The organism is Nonomuraea cypriaca (genome assembly GCF_015645445.1).
Lineage (GTDB): Bacteria > Actinomycetota > Actinomycetes > Streptosporangiales > Streptosporangiaceae > Nonomuraea > Nonomuraea cypriaca.
In genome coordinates, this window is sequence record NZ_JADOGI010000249.1 from 1 (window position 1) to 14,670 (window position 14,670).

12 protein-coding genes are annotated in these 14,670 nt (G+C 69.5%); 8 read left to right on the top strand and 4 right to left on the bottom strand.

Annotated elements, in window-relative coordinates; genetic code table 11:
- Positions 1 to 9 precede the first annotated feature (9 nt).
- Together ITP53_RS46575 and ITP53_RS46580 are read right to left on the bottom strand one after the other, a co-directional pair.
- Positions 10 to 564: a hypothetical protein gene (locus tag ITP53_RS46575; protein ID WP_195901898.1), complete on the bottom strand. Its 555-nt coding sequence runs from the start codon at positions 562 to 564 to the stop codon at positions 10 to 12.
- A 159-nt stretch (positions 565 to 723) separates the two neighbouring features.
- Entirely contained in the window at positions 724 to 1,578 is an 855-nt protein-coding gene (locus tag ITP53_RS46580; protein ID WP_195901899.1) for a PAC2 family protein, read from the bottom strand.
- Between the two features lie 157 nt (positions 1,579 to 1,735).
- Here ITP53_RS46580 and metH point away from each other — a divergent pair, with 157 nt between their 5' ends.
- From metH to ITP53_RS46620, 8 genes are all read left to right on the top strand, one after another.
- The gene (gene metH, locus ITP53_RS46585; protein ID WP_195901900.1) at positions 1,736 to 5,200 is read left to right on the top strand and encodes a methionine synthase; all 3,465 of its coding nucleotides are present in this window, start codon (positions 1,736 to 1,738) and stop codon (positions 5,198 to 5,200) included.
- A gap of 109 nt (positions 5,201 to 5,309) precedes the next feature.
- The gene (locus ITP53_RS46590) at positions 5,310 to 5,954 is read left to right on the top strand and encodes an HAD family hydrolase (protein ID WP_195901901.1); all 645 of its coding nucleotides are present in this window, start codon (positions 5,310 to 5,312) and stop codon (positions 5,952 to 5,954) included.
- Positions 5,955 to 6,064: 110 nt separating this feature from the next.
- Positions 6,065 to 6,553 (top strand): cellulose synthase, encoded by a 489-nt coding sequence (locus tag ITP53_RS46595; protein ID WP_195901902.1) that lies wholly within the window; start codon positions 6,065 to 6,067, stop codon positions 6,551 to 6,553.
- A 232-nt stretch (positions 6,554 to 6,785) separates the two neighbouring features.
- A complete protein-coding gene (locus tag ITP53_RS46600) occupies positions 6,786 to 7,778 on the top strand; it encodes an ABC transporter permease (protein WP_195901903.1) in 993 nt (330 codons plus the stop codon).
- 48 nt (positions 7,779 to 7,826) lie between these two features.
- Positions 7,827 to 9,593: an ABC transporter substrate-binding protein gene (locus ITP53_RS46605; RefSeq protein WP_195901904.1), complete on the top strand. Its 1,767-nt coding sequence runs from the start codon at positions 7,827 to 7,829 to the stop codon at positions 9,591 to 9,593.
- A gap of 85 nt (positions 9,594 to 9,678) precedes the next feature.
- Positions 9,679 to 10,692, top strand: coding sequence for an ABC transporter permease (locus ITP53_RS46610; RefSeq protein ID WP_195901905.1), 1,014 nt, complete (start codon positions 9,679 to 9,681; stop codon positions 10,690 to 10,692).
- The gene (locus ITP53_RS46615) at positions 10,689 to 11,714 is read left to right on the top strand and encodes an ABC transporter ATP-binding protein (RefSeq protein WP_195901906.1); all 1,026 of its coding nucleotides are present in this window, start codon (positions 10,689 to 10,691) and stop codon (positions 11,712 to 11,714) included. The genes ITP53_RS46610 and ITP53_RS46615 overlap by 4 nt, the downstream gene beginning before the upstream one ends.
- A 32-nt stretch (positions 11,715 to 11,746) precedes the next feature.
- Entirely contained in the window at positions 11,747 to 12,736 is a 990-nt protein-coding gene (locus ITP53_RS46620; RefSeq protein ID WP_207757399.1) for an ABC transporter ATP-binding protein, read from the top strand.
- Positions 12,737 to 12,757: 21 nt separating this feature from the next.
- On the opposite strand, the gene ITP53_RS46625 is transcribed toward ITP53_RS46620, so the two are convergent.
- Both ITP53_RS46625 and ITP53_RS60745 read right to left on the bottom strand, forming a co-directional pair.
- A complete protein-coding gene (locus tag ITP53_RS46625; RefSeq protein ID WP_195901908.1) occupies positions 12,758 to 13,441 on the bottom strand; it encodes a response regulator in 684 nt (227 codons plus the stop codon).
- On the bottom strand, positions 13,438 to 14,610 hold the full coding sequence (locus ITP53_RS60745) for a sensor histidine kinase (protein ID WP_195901909.1): 1,173 nt from the start codon (positions 14,608 to 14,610) through the stop codon (positions 13,438 to 13,440). Before ITP53_RS60745 ends, ITP53_RS46625 begins: the two co-directional genes overlap by 4 nt.
- Positions 14,611 to 14,670: the final 60 nt, after the last annotated feature.

Genomic DNA, 14,670 nt, shown 5'->3' on the forward strand with positions numbered 1-14,670 from the left:
GGGGAGGAGTCAGGCGGGGGCCGGTTCGAGGCGGAGCTCGCGGACGATCTCGCGGGCACTGGCCTCCCTGGCCGGCCCTTCGTCCGCGCCGACGAACATCTCGATGTAGGCCCGGTGGAAGCAGCCCGCGATGAGCAGCCGCGCGCTCGCCTCAGGGTCGACGTCAGGCCCCACCCGCCCCAGTCGCTGCTCGGCCGCCAGGTAAGCGGACAGGGGCGCGATCTCCGTGCGGGGCCCGAGCCCCGTGTCCCGCACCGCCGCGCGGAAGCGGACCGTCACGTTCGGTGAGGTGAACGCGGGCAGCGCCGCCCCCTGCACCTCCATGTAGTAGTCGATGCCCGCTCGCGCGACCGGCAGCAGATTGCCGGCCACGCGCCCTCTCCCGACATGATGCGAGAGATCGTGCAGAATGCTGAGCCAGAGCGGGAGCCGGTCCTGGAGCAGCGCGAGGAAGTGGTCCACCGAGCCGCCTGCGCGGTCCTCCCTGAGGGAGACGGCCATCTCCAGGACGCGCCGTCGGGTGTCCTGGCTCCGTTGGTACGGGTCTACGTGCGAGGTCGTCATGGCGTGCCTAACGTGCGCGGTCAGTCGATCAGGCAACACGACGCGAAGCCGGGGTGTTCGCGATGGGCAAGGGGTCCGGGGGTCCCGGCTTCGTGAAGATGGTACGGGCCCCGATTATCACCCGAAATCGCAAAAAAATGTCGGATTCAGCCCCGAAGATTAGCTGTCAGTGTCACGATCCCTGCGCCGCAGGTACCGCTCGAACTCGGCCGCGATCGCGTCTCCGCTGGCCTCGGGCAGCTCGGCGGCGTCCTTGCGCTCCTCGAGCTCCTTGACGTATTCAGCCACTTCGGTGTCCTGAGAGGCCAGCTCGTCGACGCCGCGCTCCCACGCGCGGGCCTCCTCGTCGAGCTCGCCGAGCGGCATCGGGATCTCCAGCACATCCTCCAGCCGCCGCAGCAGCGCCAGCGTGGCCTTCGGGTTGGGCGGCTGGGCGACGTAGTGCGGCACCGACGCCCACAGCGCGACGGCGTCGAGCCCCGCCGCGCCGAACGCGTGCTGCAACACCCCCACGATGCCCGTCGGCCCCTCGTAGCGGCTCAGCTCCAGGTTGGTGGAACGGGCCAGCGTCGCGTCGGTCGCGCCCCCGAGGATCGGCACCGGCCGGGTGTGCGGCGAGTCGTTGAGCAGCGCGCCCAGCATCACGGCCAGCTCGACGCCCAGCTCGCGGCTGACCTCGACGATGTCCGCGCAGAACGAGCGCCAGCGCATGTTGGGCTCGATGCCCCGCAGCAGCACGACGTCGCGCTCGGTGCCCGCCGGGCGGGCGCGCAGCAGCCGCGTCGTCGGCCACACGATGGACTGGGCCAGCCCGTCGTTCATCTCCACCACGGGCCGCGTCACCTGGAAGTCGTAGTAGTCGTCAGGGTCGAGCGCGATCAGCGGCTCGGCCTTCCAGGCGGATTCGAGATGGGCGATCACACCGCTGGAGGCCTCGCCCGCGTCGTTCCACCCCTCGAACGCGGCTATGAGCACCGGGTCGACGAGCTCGGGGAGCCCTTCGAGCTCTATCACGTGTCGCCTCCTCTCTCCATCGTCTCGCTTAGCCTATGCGGTAAGGAGGTACCAGCGTCACCGATCTCCCCCCGAACGGCCCGTCCCACACCGGGAGGCCGCCAGGCTCGAGGCGGGGCCGAGTGGCGCCCGAGGCACACCCGATAAGCTTCTCCTCATGAGCATCTCCCCATCCTTCCGAGAAGTCTTGTCCCAGCGCGTCATCGTCGCCGACGGGGCGATGGGCACGATGCTCCAGGCCCAGGACCCGACGCTCGAGGACTTCCACGACCACGAGGGCTGCAACGAGGTGCTCAACGTCACCCGGCCCGACATCGTGCGCGGCGTCCACGACGCCTACTTCGCGGTCGGCGTCGACTGCGTGGAGACCAACACGTTCGGCGCCAACCTGGCCGCCCTCGGCGAATACGACATCGCCGACCGCGTGTTCGAATACTCCGAGGCCGGCGCGAGGATCGCCCGCGAGGCCGCCGACCACTGGTCCACACCCGACCTGCCGCGTTTCGTGCTCGGCTCGATGGGCCCGGGCACCAAGCTCCCCACGCTCGGCCACCTGCCCTACGCCAGCCTGCGCGACGCCTACCGCGACAACGCGGCGGGCCTGATCGCGGGCGGCGCAGACGCGCTGATCATCGAGACCTCCCAGGACCTGCTCCAGGTCAAGGCCGCCGTCACCGGCGCCAGGCGGGCCATCGACGACGCGGGCCGCGACGTGCCGATCATCGCCCAGGTGACGATCGAGACCAACGGCGCGATGCTGCTCGGCTCCGAGATCGGCGCCGCGCTGACCGCGATCGAGCCGCTCGGCGTCGACGTCGTCGGGCTCAACTGCGCGACGGGCCCGGCCGAGATGAGCGAGCACCTGCGCTACCTCGCCCGCCACTCGCGGCTGCGGCTGTCCTGCATGCCCAACGCGGGCCTGCCGGTGCTCACCTCCGACGGGGCCTACTACCCGCTCTCCGCGGAGGAGCTGGCCGACGCGCACGACACCTTCACAGGCGACTACGGCCTGTCCCTCGTCGGCGGCTGCTGCGGCACCACGCCCGAGCACCTGCGGCAGGTCGTGGAGCGGGTGCGCGGCAAGGAGGTCGCGCACCGCCGGCCGCACCCGGAGCCGGGCGCCTCCTCGCTCTACCAGACGGTGCCGTTCCGGCAGGACACCTCCTACCTGGCCATCGGCGAGCGCTGCAACACCAACGGCTCCAAGGCCTTCCGCGAGGCGATGCTGGAGGGCCGCTGGGACGACTGCGTGGAGACGGCCCGCGACCAGGCCCGCGGCGGCGCCCACATGCTCGACCTGTGCGTCGACTACGTCGGCCGCGACGGCGTGGCCGACATGAAGGAGCTGGCCTTCCGCTTCGCCACCGCCTCCACGCTGCCGATCATGCTCGACTCGACCGAGCCCGCGGTGCTGAAGGCCGGGCTGGAGATGCTCGGCGGGCGCGCCGCGGTCAACTCCGTCAACTACGAGGACGGCGACGGCCCCGACTCCCGCTTCCAGCGGATCATGCGTCTCGTCCGCGAGCACGGCTCGGCCGTCGTGGCGCTGACCATCGACGAGGAGGGCCAGGCCCGCACCGCCGAGTGGAAGGTGCGGGTGGCCAGCCGCCTGATCGAGGACCTGACCGCCAACTGGGGCATGCGGGTCGAGGACATCATCGTCGACTGCCTCACCTTCCCGATCGCCACCGGCCAGGAGGAGACCAGGCGCGACGGCCTGGAGACCATCGAGGCCATCCGCGAGCTGAAGCGCCGCTACCCGGGCGTGCAGACCACGCTGGGCCTGTCCAACATCAGCTTCGGCCTCAACCCGGCCGCCCGCATGGTGCTCAACTCGGTGTTCCTCAACGAGTGCGTCAACGCCGGCCTCGACTCGGCCATCGTGCACGCCTCCAAGATCCTGCCGATGGCCCGCATCCCCGACGAGCAGCGCCAGGTCGCGCTCGACATGGTCTACGACCGCCGCCGCGAAGGCTACGACCCGCTGCAGCGGTTCATGGACCTGTTCGAGGGCGTCGACGCGGCGGCCATGCGCGCGGGCAAGGCGGAGGAGCTGGCGGCGCTGCCCCTGTGGGAGCGGCTCAAGCGGCGCATCATCGACGGCGAGAAGAAGGGCCTGGAGGCCGACCTCGGCACGGCGCTCGAGCAGCGGCCCGCCCTGGAGATCATCAACGACGTGCTGCTCGACGGCATGAAGACGGTCGGCGAGCTGTTCGGCTCCGGGCAGATGCAGCTGCCGTTCGTGCTGCAGTCGGCCGAGGTGATGAAGTCGGCCGTGGCCTACCTCGAGCCCCACATGGACCGCGTCGAGGGCGAGACCAAGGGCCGCATCGTGCTGGCCACCGTCAAGGGCGACGTGCACGACATCGGCAAGAACCTCGTCGACATCATCCTGTCCAACAACGGCTACCAGGTGGTCAACCTCGGCATCAAGCAGCCGGTCTCGGCCATCCTGGAGGCCGCCGACGAGCAGAAGGCCGACGTCATCGGCATGTCGGGGCTGCTGGTCAAGTCGACGGTCATCATGAAGGAAAACCTGGAGGAGATGAACTCCAGGGGCCTGTCGGAGCGATACCCGGTGCTGCTCGGCGGCGCCGCGCTGACCCGCGCCTACGTGGAGCAGGACCTGGCGGGGCTGTTCGGGGGCGAGGTGCGCTACGCGCGCGACGCGTTCGAGGGGCTGCGGCTGATGGACGCGTTCATGGCGGTCAAGCGCGGCGTGGCCGGGGCGGCGCTGCCGCCGCTGCGCGAGCGGCGCGTCAGGACCGGCGCCGTGCTCGACCGCACGCCCGTCGAGGAGCTGCCGTCGCGCTCCGACGTGGCCGCGGACAACCGGCTGCCGCGCGCGCCCTTCCACGGCGACCGCATCGTGAAGGGCATCTCGCTGACCGAATACGCGGCCTTCCTGGACGAGCGGGCGCTCTTCCTCGGCCAGTGGGGGCTCAAGCCCACCAGGGGCGGCGACGGGCCCGGCTACGAGGAGCTGGTCGAGACCGAGGGCCGGCCGCGGCTGCGCATGTGGCTCGAGCGCATCCAGACCGAGGGCCTGCTGGAGGCGGCCGTCGTCTACGGCTACTTCCCGTGCGTCTCCGACGGCGACTCGCTGATCACCCTCGACGACGACGGCGGTGAGCGCACCCGCTTCACCTTCCCGCGCCAGCGCCGCGACCGGCACCTGTGCCTGTCCGACTTCTTCCGCGGCAAGGACTCCGGCGAGACCGACGTGGTCGGCTTCCAGGTGGCCACCATGGGGTCGAAGATCTCCGAGGCCACGGCCGAGCTGTTCGCCAAGGACGCCTACCGCGACTACCTGGAGCTGCACGGCCTGTCCGTGCAGCTCACCGAGGCGCTGGCCGAATACTGGCACGCCCGGGTCCGCTCGGAGTGGGGGATCGGCGGCGACGAGTCGCTCGACGACATGCTCAAGGTCAACATCCAGGGTTGCCGCTACTCCTTCGGTTACCCGGCCTGCCCCAACCTCGAGGACCAGGTGCAGCTGTTCCAGCTGCTCGACCCGGAGCGGATCGGCGTCACTCTGTCGGAGGAGTTCCAGCTCCACCCCGAGCAGGCCACCTCCGCGCTGGTCGCCCACCATCCCGAGGCCAAGTACTTCAACGTCTAGATACTTCGACGTCTTAACACTTCAACGTCCGACCGGGGCCCGGTCGCTCGCCGTTCACCGATGGACGGCGAGAATGGCGTGCACGCACTACCGATCGGGGACAGGGTTCATGCAGGCGGTCTTCTTCGACATGGACGGGCTGCTGGTCGACAGCGAGAAGGTGTGGCTGGAGATCGAGACCGAGGTGATGGCCAGGCTGGGCGCGGACTGGACGCCCGAGCACCAGGCCCACCTCGTCGGCGGGTCCATGGAGCGCACGCTCGCCTACATGCTGGCCGTGTCCGGTTCCGGCGTACCGGCCGCGACGGTGCGGGAGTGGATGATCGGCGGCATGGTGGCGCGGTTGTCGCAGGGCGTACGCGTGATGCCGGGCGCCGCCGAGCTCCTCGACGCCCTGCGGGACGAGGGGGTGCCTGTGGGGCTGGTCACGTCCTCGCTCAAGGAGATCGCCGACGCGGTGCTGAAGACCGTCGGCAGGGACCGCTTCGACATCGTGGTCACCGCCGACGACGTCGTGCGTACCAAGCCGGACCCGGAGCCGTACCTCGTGGCGGCGGGGTTGTTCGGGGCGCCGCCGGTGCGCTGCGTCGTCCTGGAGGACTCCCCGAACGGCGTCGCGGCGGCCACCGCCGCGGGCTGCGCGGTGGTGGCGGTGCCAAGCCTGCTGCCCATCGAGCCGGCCCCCGGCCGCATGGTGGTGTCGTCCCTGGAAGAGGTCGGGGTCGCGGACCTGAGAGCCCTCATGCGCCCCTGACCCCGGGGTACGCGATCGCCGTCCCCTAGGGGAAAAGTGGTTCTCGCGGAGGAGCCGGACTTGGCTTCGCGTGCCAGGATGGAGGTAAAGCCACTATGAGGGGCGGCGATATGAACACCTTCAACCAGATCGCCTGGCTGCCGCTGTGCGCCGGGGTGAGCGCTGTCGGGCTGGTGCTCAGCTTCCTGGCCTTCAAACGCAGGGGAGCGGCGTCGGGGCTGCGGGTGGCGGCGTGGGCGCTGCTGCCGCTGGCGGCCTATCTGACCGGCGCGCTGCAGGCGCTGTGGACCATCGGCTCGACCGTCGTGGGCTTCGTGACCAGCCTGGTGTTCAGCCCCGTCGTGTGGGCCGGCGTGGCCGTCGCGGGCCTGTCGGCGGTGCTGTTCGTCGTGTCGGGGTTCATCCGCGGCAGGAAGCTGGCGGGCGGCAGGAAGAAGACCGCCGAGGCCCCGGCCCAGCCCACCGCCGGCAAGCCGCCGGTGGCCGGCGAGGCGCGCCCCGCGGTGGCGGCGCAGAGCCCGGCCGCGCAGAAAACGAGCAAGGGTGACGACGACTTTTCGGACATCGAGGACCTTCTCAAGCGCCGTGGCATCAGCTGACCCGGCACGCGACAGTGCTATGTCACAGATTTGAGACGCAACCGGGACATGCCCTAGACATACTGCTCAAGATCGATACGAATGCGTTTCGCATCAATCACAGATCGGCCACATAGCGGTCCGAGGGACTAGTCAGCGCAGCTCAGGCCATAGATTCTGCCTCCTGAGGCCCGCGACTCGCGGTCTAAAGTCAGTAGTCACCAGACAGCGTGGTTCCAGGGGGCAATCCGGCATGACCGCACCGCTAGACGTTTCCGGTTCCGCGGCGGAAGCGCATCCGGAGTCGGTGCTCGTGGGAGCGGGCAAGGCGATCCAGGGCCGTTCCCTCACCCGGATCGCCTGGATGCGGCTCAAACGTGACAAGGTCGCCCTCGCGGGCGGGATCTTCATCGTCCTGCTCATCCTCGTGGCGATCTTCTCCACGCCCATCATCGCCCTCTTCGGGCACCCACCGCTGGAGTTCCACTCCGACCAGATCGACCAGAGCACGCTGCTGCCCAAGGGCACCTTCGGCGGTGTCGGCGGCGAATACCTGCTCGGCGTGGAGCCGGTCAACGGGCGCGACGTCTTCAGCCGCATCATCGCCGGCGCGGGCGTCTCGCTGCTGATCGGCTTCCTCGCCACCCTGCTGTCGGTCGTCATCGGCACCACGCTGGGCGTCATCGCCGGCTACTTCGGCGGCTGGGTCGACCAGGTGATCGGCCGCATCATGGACGTGTTCCTGGCCTTCCCGCTGCTGGTCTTCGCGATCGCGCTGGCGGGCGTCATCCCCGACAAGGGGTTCGGGCTGGAAGGCAACGGCCTGCGCATCGCCATGCTGGTCTTCATCATCGGGTTCTTCAGCTGGCCCAGCATCGGCCGCATCGTCCGCGGGCAGACTCTGTCGCTGCGCGAGCGCGAGTTCGTCGACGCGGCCCGCAGCCTGGGCGCGCGCCACGGCTACATCCTGTTCCGCGAGGTCCTGCCCAACCTGATGGCTCCGATCCTGGTCTACGCGACGCTCCTGATCCCGACCAACATCCTGTTCGAGGCGGCGCTCTCCTTCCTCGGTGTCGGCATCAATCCGCCCACCCCCACCTGGGGCGGCATGCTCTCGGAGGCGGTGCGCTTCTACACGTTGCCCCACTTCGTCCTCTTCCCGGGCCTGGCGATCTTCATCACGGTCCTCGCGTTCAACCTGTTCGGCGACGGGCTGAGGGACGCCTTCGACCCGCGCGCGCACTGAATCTCCGCCATGCTCCATCCCCCATCTCATCAATCAAGGGGTTAGTCAATGAGATCGAAATCCGCACTGGCGGCGGCCGCGACAGCGGCTCTCGCCTTGGTGCTCTCCGCCTGTGGCGGCGGAGGGGGCAGCACACCGCAGCAGCCCGGCCAGTCGGCGAGCGGTGGAGCCGCGCAACCCGTGGCCAACGCCGCTCTCACCCAGGTGTTCAACCCTTCGACGAAGAAGGGCGGGACGCTGAAGGCGGCTCACCCCGCCGACTGGGACAGCCTCGACCCTGGCGACACCTACTACGGCTACTCCTTCAACTTCGGCCGGCTCTACTGGCGGACGCTGACCACGTACAAGCCCGGTCCCGGCCCTGAGGGCAACACCGTGGTGCCCGACCTGGCCGAATCGCTCGGCACGGCCAGCGAGGACGGCAAGACCTGGACGTACAAGATCAAGAGCGGCCTGAAGTTCGACGACGGCACGCCCATCAAGGCCCAGGACGTGGCCTACGCGGTGGCCCGCTCGTTCGACAAGGAGACGTTCACGCACGGCCCCTCCTACCTCAACGAGCTGCTCGACTGGCCCAAGGACTTCGAGGGCGTCTACAAGACCCCGGACGCCGACTACTCCTCGGCCGTCGAGGCGACCGACGACACGACGGTCGTCTTCCACCTGAAGAAGCCGTTCGCGTCCATGGACTACATCGTCCAGATGCCGATGACCGCGCCGGTGCCCAAGGCCAAGGACACGGGCGCGAAGTACAAGGAGAAGGTCGTCTCCTCCGGCCCGTACAAGTTCGAGACCAACGAGATCGGCAAGGGCTTCACGCTGGTCCGTAACGAGAACTGGGACCCGGCGACCGACCCACTCCGTCCCGCGCTGCCTGACCGCATCGAGGTCCAGGTCAACGTCAACGCCGACGACCTGGACAACCAGCTCATGTCGGGCAGCATCCAGCTGGACATCCAGGGCACCGGCATGGGCGCCGCCGCGATCGGCAAGGTCCTCCCCGACCCCGCGATGAAGGCCCGCACCGACAACCCCACCATCCCGCGGCTCTGGTACGTGTCGGTCATCCCCGACACGCCGCCGCTGGACAACGTCGAATGCCGCAAGGCCGTCCAGTGGGCCGCCGACCGCGTCTCCAACCAGACCGCCTTCGGCGGCCCCGTGGCCGGTGGCGAGCTGGCCACCAACGTGATGCCGCCCGCCATCGTCGGCCAGGAGAAGTTCGACCTGTACGCCACGCCGGGCAACACGGGCGACGTGACCAAGGCCAAGGCGGCTCTGACCGCCTGCGGCCAGCCCAACGGCTTCTCCACGACCATGACGTACCGCTCCGACCGGCCGAAGGAGAAGTCGCTGGCCGAGGCGATGCAGCAGGCGCTGGCCAAGGTCGGCATCCAGCTCACGCTGAAGGGCTTCCCGACCGCGAGCTACTTCTCGGACTACGCCGGTAACGTCAACTACGTGAAGAACAACGGCATCGGCCTGGCCACCCACGGCTGGGGCTCCGACTGGCCCGACGGCTACGGCTTCCTGCAGGCCATCGTGGACAGCCGTACCATCCGCGATGCGGGCAACTACAACCTCAGCGTCAAGAGCCCCGAGGTGGACAAGCTCATCGACCAGGCCGCGGCGGAGCTCGACGCCACGGCGCGCGAGAAGCTGTGGGTCGACGTCGACAAGAAGGTCATGGAGGACGCCTCCATCCTTCCCGTCGTGTGGGCCAAGTCGCTCCTCATACGCGGCCAGGGACTGACGAACGTCGCCTACAACGAGGGGCAGTCGATGTACGACTACATCCTGCTCGGCGTCGAGTGACCAGGCGAGGTTCGGGGATCTAGCGAAGGCAGGTGAAGGCAGGAGTGGCCTGTCCGGCGACGGGCAGGCCACTCGGCCGGTAGCGGTGCTCACATATTTCATCAGGCGTCTGATCGGCGCGTTCGCCATGCTGATCGTGATCAGCATGGTCACTTTCGGCATATTCTTCGTCGTGCCGCAGTGGGCGGGGGCGTCGCCCGAGGCCATGGCCTCGCGCTACGTCGGGCGCGCGGCGACACCGGAGACCGTCGCCCTGGTCGCCGAGCGGCTGGGCTTCAACGACCCGGTGGTCGTGCAGTACGCCAGGTTCGCCAAGGGACTGGTCGCCGGCACCCAGTACGACTACGGCGCGGGAGTCGAGCAGTGCCCGGCGCCCTGCTTCGGCTACTCCTTCATCACCGGGCAGCCCGTCTGGCCGGACCTGCTCGACCGCCTGCCGGTCACCTTCTCCCTGGCCGTCGGCGCCGCGCTCATCTGGGTCGTGGCCGGGGTCAGCGTGGGTGTGCTCTCCGCGCTGCGCCGCGGCAGTTTCTTCGACCGGCTCTCGATGGGCACCGCGCTGGCCGGCGTGTCACTGCCCATCTTCTTCACCGGCATGATCTCCCTGGTCGTCTTCAGTTACGGCCTGGGCTGGACACCGCCTGGCGGCGCGTGGACGCCGATCAACGAGAACCCGGCGCAGTGGGCCTACAACCTGCTGCTCCCGTGGATCACCCTGGCGTTCCTGTTCGCCGCCGGCTACGCCAGACTCACCCGCGCCGGGATGCTGGAGACCATGGGGGAGGACTACATCCGCACCGCCCGCGCCAAGGGCCTGCGCGAGCGGCAGGTCGTCGTCAAACACGGCCTGCGCGCCGCCCTCACCCCGATCCTGACGCTCTTCGGCATCGACTTCGGCCTGCTCATCGGTGGCGCCATCCTCACCGAGACGACCTATACTCTGCCCGGGCTCGGCCAGTACGCCATCCTGGCCATCAGAAACCAGGACCTGCCGCAGGTCATGGGCGTCGTCCTGGTCGCCGCCGGCTTCGTGGTGGTGGCGAGCCTGATCGTCGACCTGCTCTACGCCGTGGTCGACCCGAGGGTGAGGTTGTCGTGAGCTTTCTTGACGTCAAGGATCTGAAGATCCACTTCCCGACCGACGACGGGGTGGTCAAGTCCGTCGACGGCCTGTCGTTCAGCGTCGAACGCGGCCAGACGCTCGGCATCGTGGGCGAGTCCGGCTCCGGCAAGAGCGTGACCAGCCTCGGAGTGCTCGGCCTGCACAAGGGCGGCCGGGCCAAGATCTCCGGCGAGATCTGGCTCGACGGCGAGGAGCTCAACGGCGCCTCCGCCGAGCACGTACGCGGGCTGCGCGGCAAGAAGATGGCGATGATCTTCCAGGATCCGCTCTCCTCGATGCACCCCTACTACACGGTCGGCCACCAGATCATCGAGGCCTACCGCATCCACAACGACGTCTCCAAGCAGGTGGCCCGCAAGCACGCCATCGACATGCTCGGCCGCGTCGGCATCCCCGAGCCGGCCGGCCGCGTCGACAGCTACCCGCACGAGTTCTCCGGCGGCATGCGGCAGCGCGCCATGATCGCGATGGCGCTGTCCTGCGACCCCGAGCTGCTCATCGCCGACGAGCCCACCACGGCGCTCGACGTCACCGTGCAGGCCCAGATCCTGGACCTCATGCGCGACCTGCAGCGCGAGTTCGACTCGGCACTCATCGTCATCACCCACGACCTGGGCGTGGTGGCCGAGCTGTCCAACGACATCCTGGTCATGTACGGCGGCAAGTGCGTCGAGTACGGCTCGGCCGACGACATCTTCTACCGCCCCGAGCACCCCTACACCTGGGGCCTGCTGGGCTCCATGCCCCGCCTCGACCGTGAGCCCACCGAACGGCTCCTGCCGATCAAGGGCGCCCCGCCGTCCCTCATCAACGTGCCGCCGGGCTGCGCCTTCCACCCCCGCTGCCCGTACGCCGAGCGCACCGCGGGCAAGGCCGACACCGAGGTGCCCGCCCTCACAGAAACCGAGGGAGGCCACCTGGTGCGCTGCCACATGAGCAGGACCGAGCGGCGGAGCCTGTGGGAGAACGAGATCAAGCCAGTGCTGGAGACCCAGTGAGCGACAATGAGCTGCTTCTTTCCGTGCAGAACATGGAGAAGCACTTCCCCGTGACGAAGGGCCTGCTCAAAAGGCAGGTCGGCGCCGTCAAAGCGGTCGACGGGATCAGCTTCGACGTCTTCAAGGGCGAGACCCTCGGCCTCGTCGGCGAGTCGGGCTGCGGCAAGTCCACCACCGGACGGCTGGTCACCCGGCTCCTCGAACCCACGGCCGGCAAGGTCGTCTTCGAGGGCCAGGACATCACGCACATGGGTCAGGGCAAGCTCCGGCCGCTCCGCCGCGACATGCAGATGATCTTCCAGGACCCCTACTCGTCGCTCAACCCCCGGCACACGGTCGGCGCCATCGTCGGCGCCCCGTTTCGCATCCAGGGCGTGCCCACCGAGAACGGCGTCAAGAAGGCCGTCCAGGACATCCTCGAGCTCGTCGGGCTCAACCCCGAGCACTACAACCGCTACCCGCACGAGTTCTCCGGCGGGCAGCGGCAGCGCATCGGCATCGCCCGCACGCTCGCGCTCAAGCCCAAGCTGATCATCGCCGACGAGCCGGTCTCCGCGCTCGACGTGTCGATCCAGGCACAGGTCGTCAACCTGCTCGCGGACCTGCAGACCGAGCTCGACCTCACCTACGTCGTCATCGCCCACGACCTGTCGGTGGTGCGCCACATCAGCGACCGGGTCGCCGTCATGTACCTCGGCAAGATCGTCGAGATCGCCGACCGCAAGCGGCTCTACAGCTCGCCGATGCACCCGTACACCAACGCGTTGATGTCGGCCGTCCCCGTGCCCGACCCGAAGGGGCGGTCGGGGCGGGAGCGGATCCGGCTGACCGGTGACGTGCCCAGCCCGCTCAACCCGCCGCCGGCCTGCCGCTTCCACACCCGCTGCTGGAAGGCGCAGGAGATCTGCAAAACGGTCGAGCCGCCGCTGGAGGAGCTGGCCAGCGGCCACCGCGTCGCCTGCCACTTCCCGGAGAACGCCCCCGAGGTCCCCGCGGTGGCCGCCACCTCTGACCCGGCCTGACGCGTCAACGCCGGGCGACGCTCATGACAGCGCGCCCGGCGTGATCAGCCCTGTCTCGTACGCCAGCACCACGGCCTGCACCCGGTCCCGCAGCCCCAGCTTGGTCAGCACGTTGCCGACGTGCGTCTTGACCGTCGTCTCGCTCACCACGAGCTTGGCCGCGATCTCGGCGTTGGACATGCCCTTGGCGATCAGGCGCAGCACCTCGAGCTCCCGTTCGGTCAGCCGGTCCAGCCGCGCCGGAGTGGCCTCCTCGTACGCCGACGGCAGCCGCGCGGCGAACCGGTCGAGCAGCCGCCGCGTCACACTCGGCGCCACGATCGCGTCACCGGCCGCCACCACCCGGATCGCCTGCACCAGCTCGTCCGGTGGCACGTCCTTCAGCAGGAACCCGGACGCTCCCGACCGCAGCGCCTCCACGATGTACTCGTCCAGGTCGAACGTCGTCAGCACCAGCACCTTCGGCACGTGCGCGGACGGCGCCGCCTCCCGCACGATCCGGCGCGTCGCCTCGATGCCGTCGATCCCCGGCATCCGGATGTCCATCAGCACCACGTCGGGCAGCAGCGCACGCGTCTGCTCCATCGCGCCCTTGCCGTCACCGGCCTGCCCCACCACCGTGATGTCGGGCTCGGCCTCCAGAATCAGGCGGAACCCCGTGCGCAGCAGCGGCTGGTCGTCCACCAGCAGCACTCTGATCGTCATTGGCCGTCCTTCAACGGGAACCTCGCCCGCACTTCGAAACCGCCCCCCGGTCGCGGACCGATGTTCAGGATTCCACCATAGAGTGCCACCCTTTCGCGAATGCCCACCAAACCATGCCCGGATCGCCTGGCCGGCCCGTCCGCGCCCCTCCCGTCGTCCGCCACGCGTACGTCCAGCTCACGAGGCTCGTGCCGGACCGTCACCACTGCCTTCGCGCCCGAGCCCGCGTGCCGCAGGCTGTTCGTCAGACCCTCCTGAACCAGCCGGTAGGCGGCCAGGTTCACCCCCGCGGGCAGCGGCCGCGGCTCCCCCTCCACCAGCAGCGTGGTCGGCAGCCCCGCCTCCCGCATCTGCTCCACCAGCGCAGGCAGGTCCAGCATGCCCGGCTGCGGGCCCAGCTCGGCGCGGGCGTCCGTCCGCAGCACGCCGACGATGTTGCGCATCTCCGTCATCGCCATGCGCCCCGTGTGCTCGATCGCCGACAGCGCCTCGCGCGCCAGGTCCGGATCGGCGGCCAGCACCTTGCGCGCCGCCGCCGCCTGCACCGTCATCACGCTGACGTGGTGCGCCACCACGTCGTGCAGCTCCCGCGCGATCCGCGCCCGCTCCTCGGCCCTGGCGGCCCGCGTGTCGGCGGCATGCGCCCGCTCCAGCCTGGCCGCCCGATCCCTGAGCTCCTCCAGGTACGCCCGCCGCAGCCGCAGGCTCCGCCCGGCGCCCCAGACGGCGACCAGCACCATCGTGGCGACCACGTGGTCGCTCAAGCCCACGGAGATCGGGCCCGCCATGGCGCCGAACGCGTACGTCACCACCGTCACCAGCAGCCCGGCCAGCGCCACGGCCAGCCCGCGGTTGGACGCCACCGAATACAGCAGCACCAGCCCGGACAGGCCGGACAGTCCGGCGCCGTACCCGGACACCGTCAGCAGCGTCTCCGGCGCCAGGCCCGCGCACAGGGCTCCCAGCGGCCATCTGCGGCGCGCGGCCACCGGCAGGCACGCCAGGACCACCAGAGCCGTCCCCGGCGCGTCCGGGGCCCGCATGCCCTCGACGAGCAGCCCTTCGGCCGCCAACCGGTCCGTGTCGTAGAGCAGGAACAGCGCCACCGAGGCCGCAGCCACCACCCCGGCGAGAACCGTGTCGTGGAACGTGGTCCGGTTGATGCGCACCGCTTCACTGTAGGCCCAGGTGAGAGCCCGTAACCTCCTCCCACGGGAGGATTAGCCCCC

What these genes read in the sequence shown, in the direction of transcription:
- metH (WP_195901900.1), top strand. Translation starts at nt 1,736, where the DNA reads ATGAGCATCTCCCCATCCTTCCGAGAAGTCTTGTCCCAGCGCGTCATC.
- ITP53_RS46590 (WP_195901901.1), top strand. Translation starts at nt 5,310, where the DNA reads ATGCAGGCGGTCTTCTTCGACATGGACGGGCTGCTGGTCGACAGCGAG.
- ITP53_RS46600 (WP_195901903.1), top strand. Translation starts at nt 6,786, where the DNA reads ATGACCGCACCGCTAGACGTTTCCGGTTCCGCGGCGGAAGCGCATCCG.
- ITP53_RS46605 (WP_195901904.1), top strand. Translation starts at nt 7,827, where the DNA reads ATGAGATCGAAATCCGCACTGGCGGCGGCCGCGACAGCGGCTCTCGCC.
- ITP53_RS46625 (WP_195901908.1), bottom strand. Translation starts at nt 13,441, where the DNA reads ATGACGATCAGAGTGCTGCTGGTGGACGACCAGCCGCTGCTGCGCACG.
- ITP53_RS46575 (WP_195901898.1), bottom strand. Translation starts at nt 564, where the DNA reads ATGACGACCTCGCACGTAGACCCGTACCAACGGAGCCAGGACACCCGA.
- ITP53_RS46620 (WP_207757399.1), top strand. Translation starts at nt 11,747, where the DNA reads ATGGAGAAGCACTTCCCCGTGACGAAGGGCCTGCTCAAAAGGCAGGTC.
- ITP53_RS46595 (WP_195901902.1), top strand. Translation starts at nt 6,065, where the DNA reads ATGAACACCTTCAACCAGATCGCCTGGCTGCCGCTGTGCGCCGGGGTG.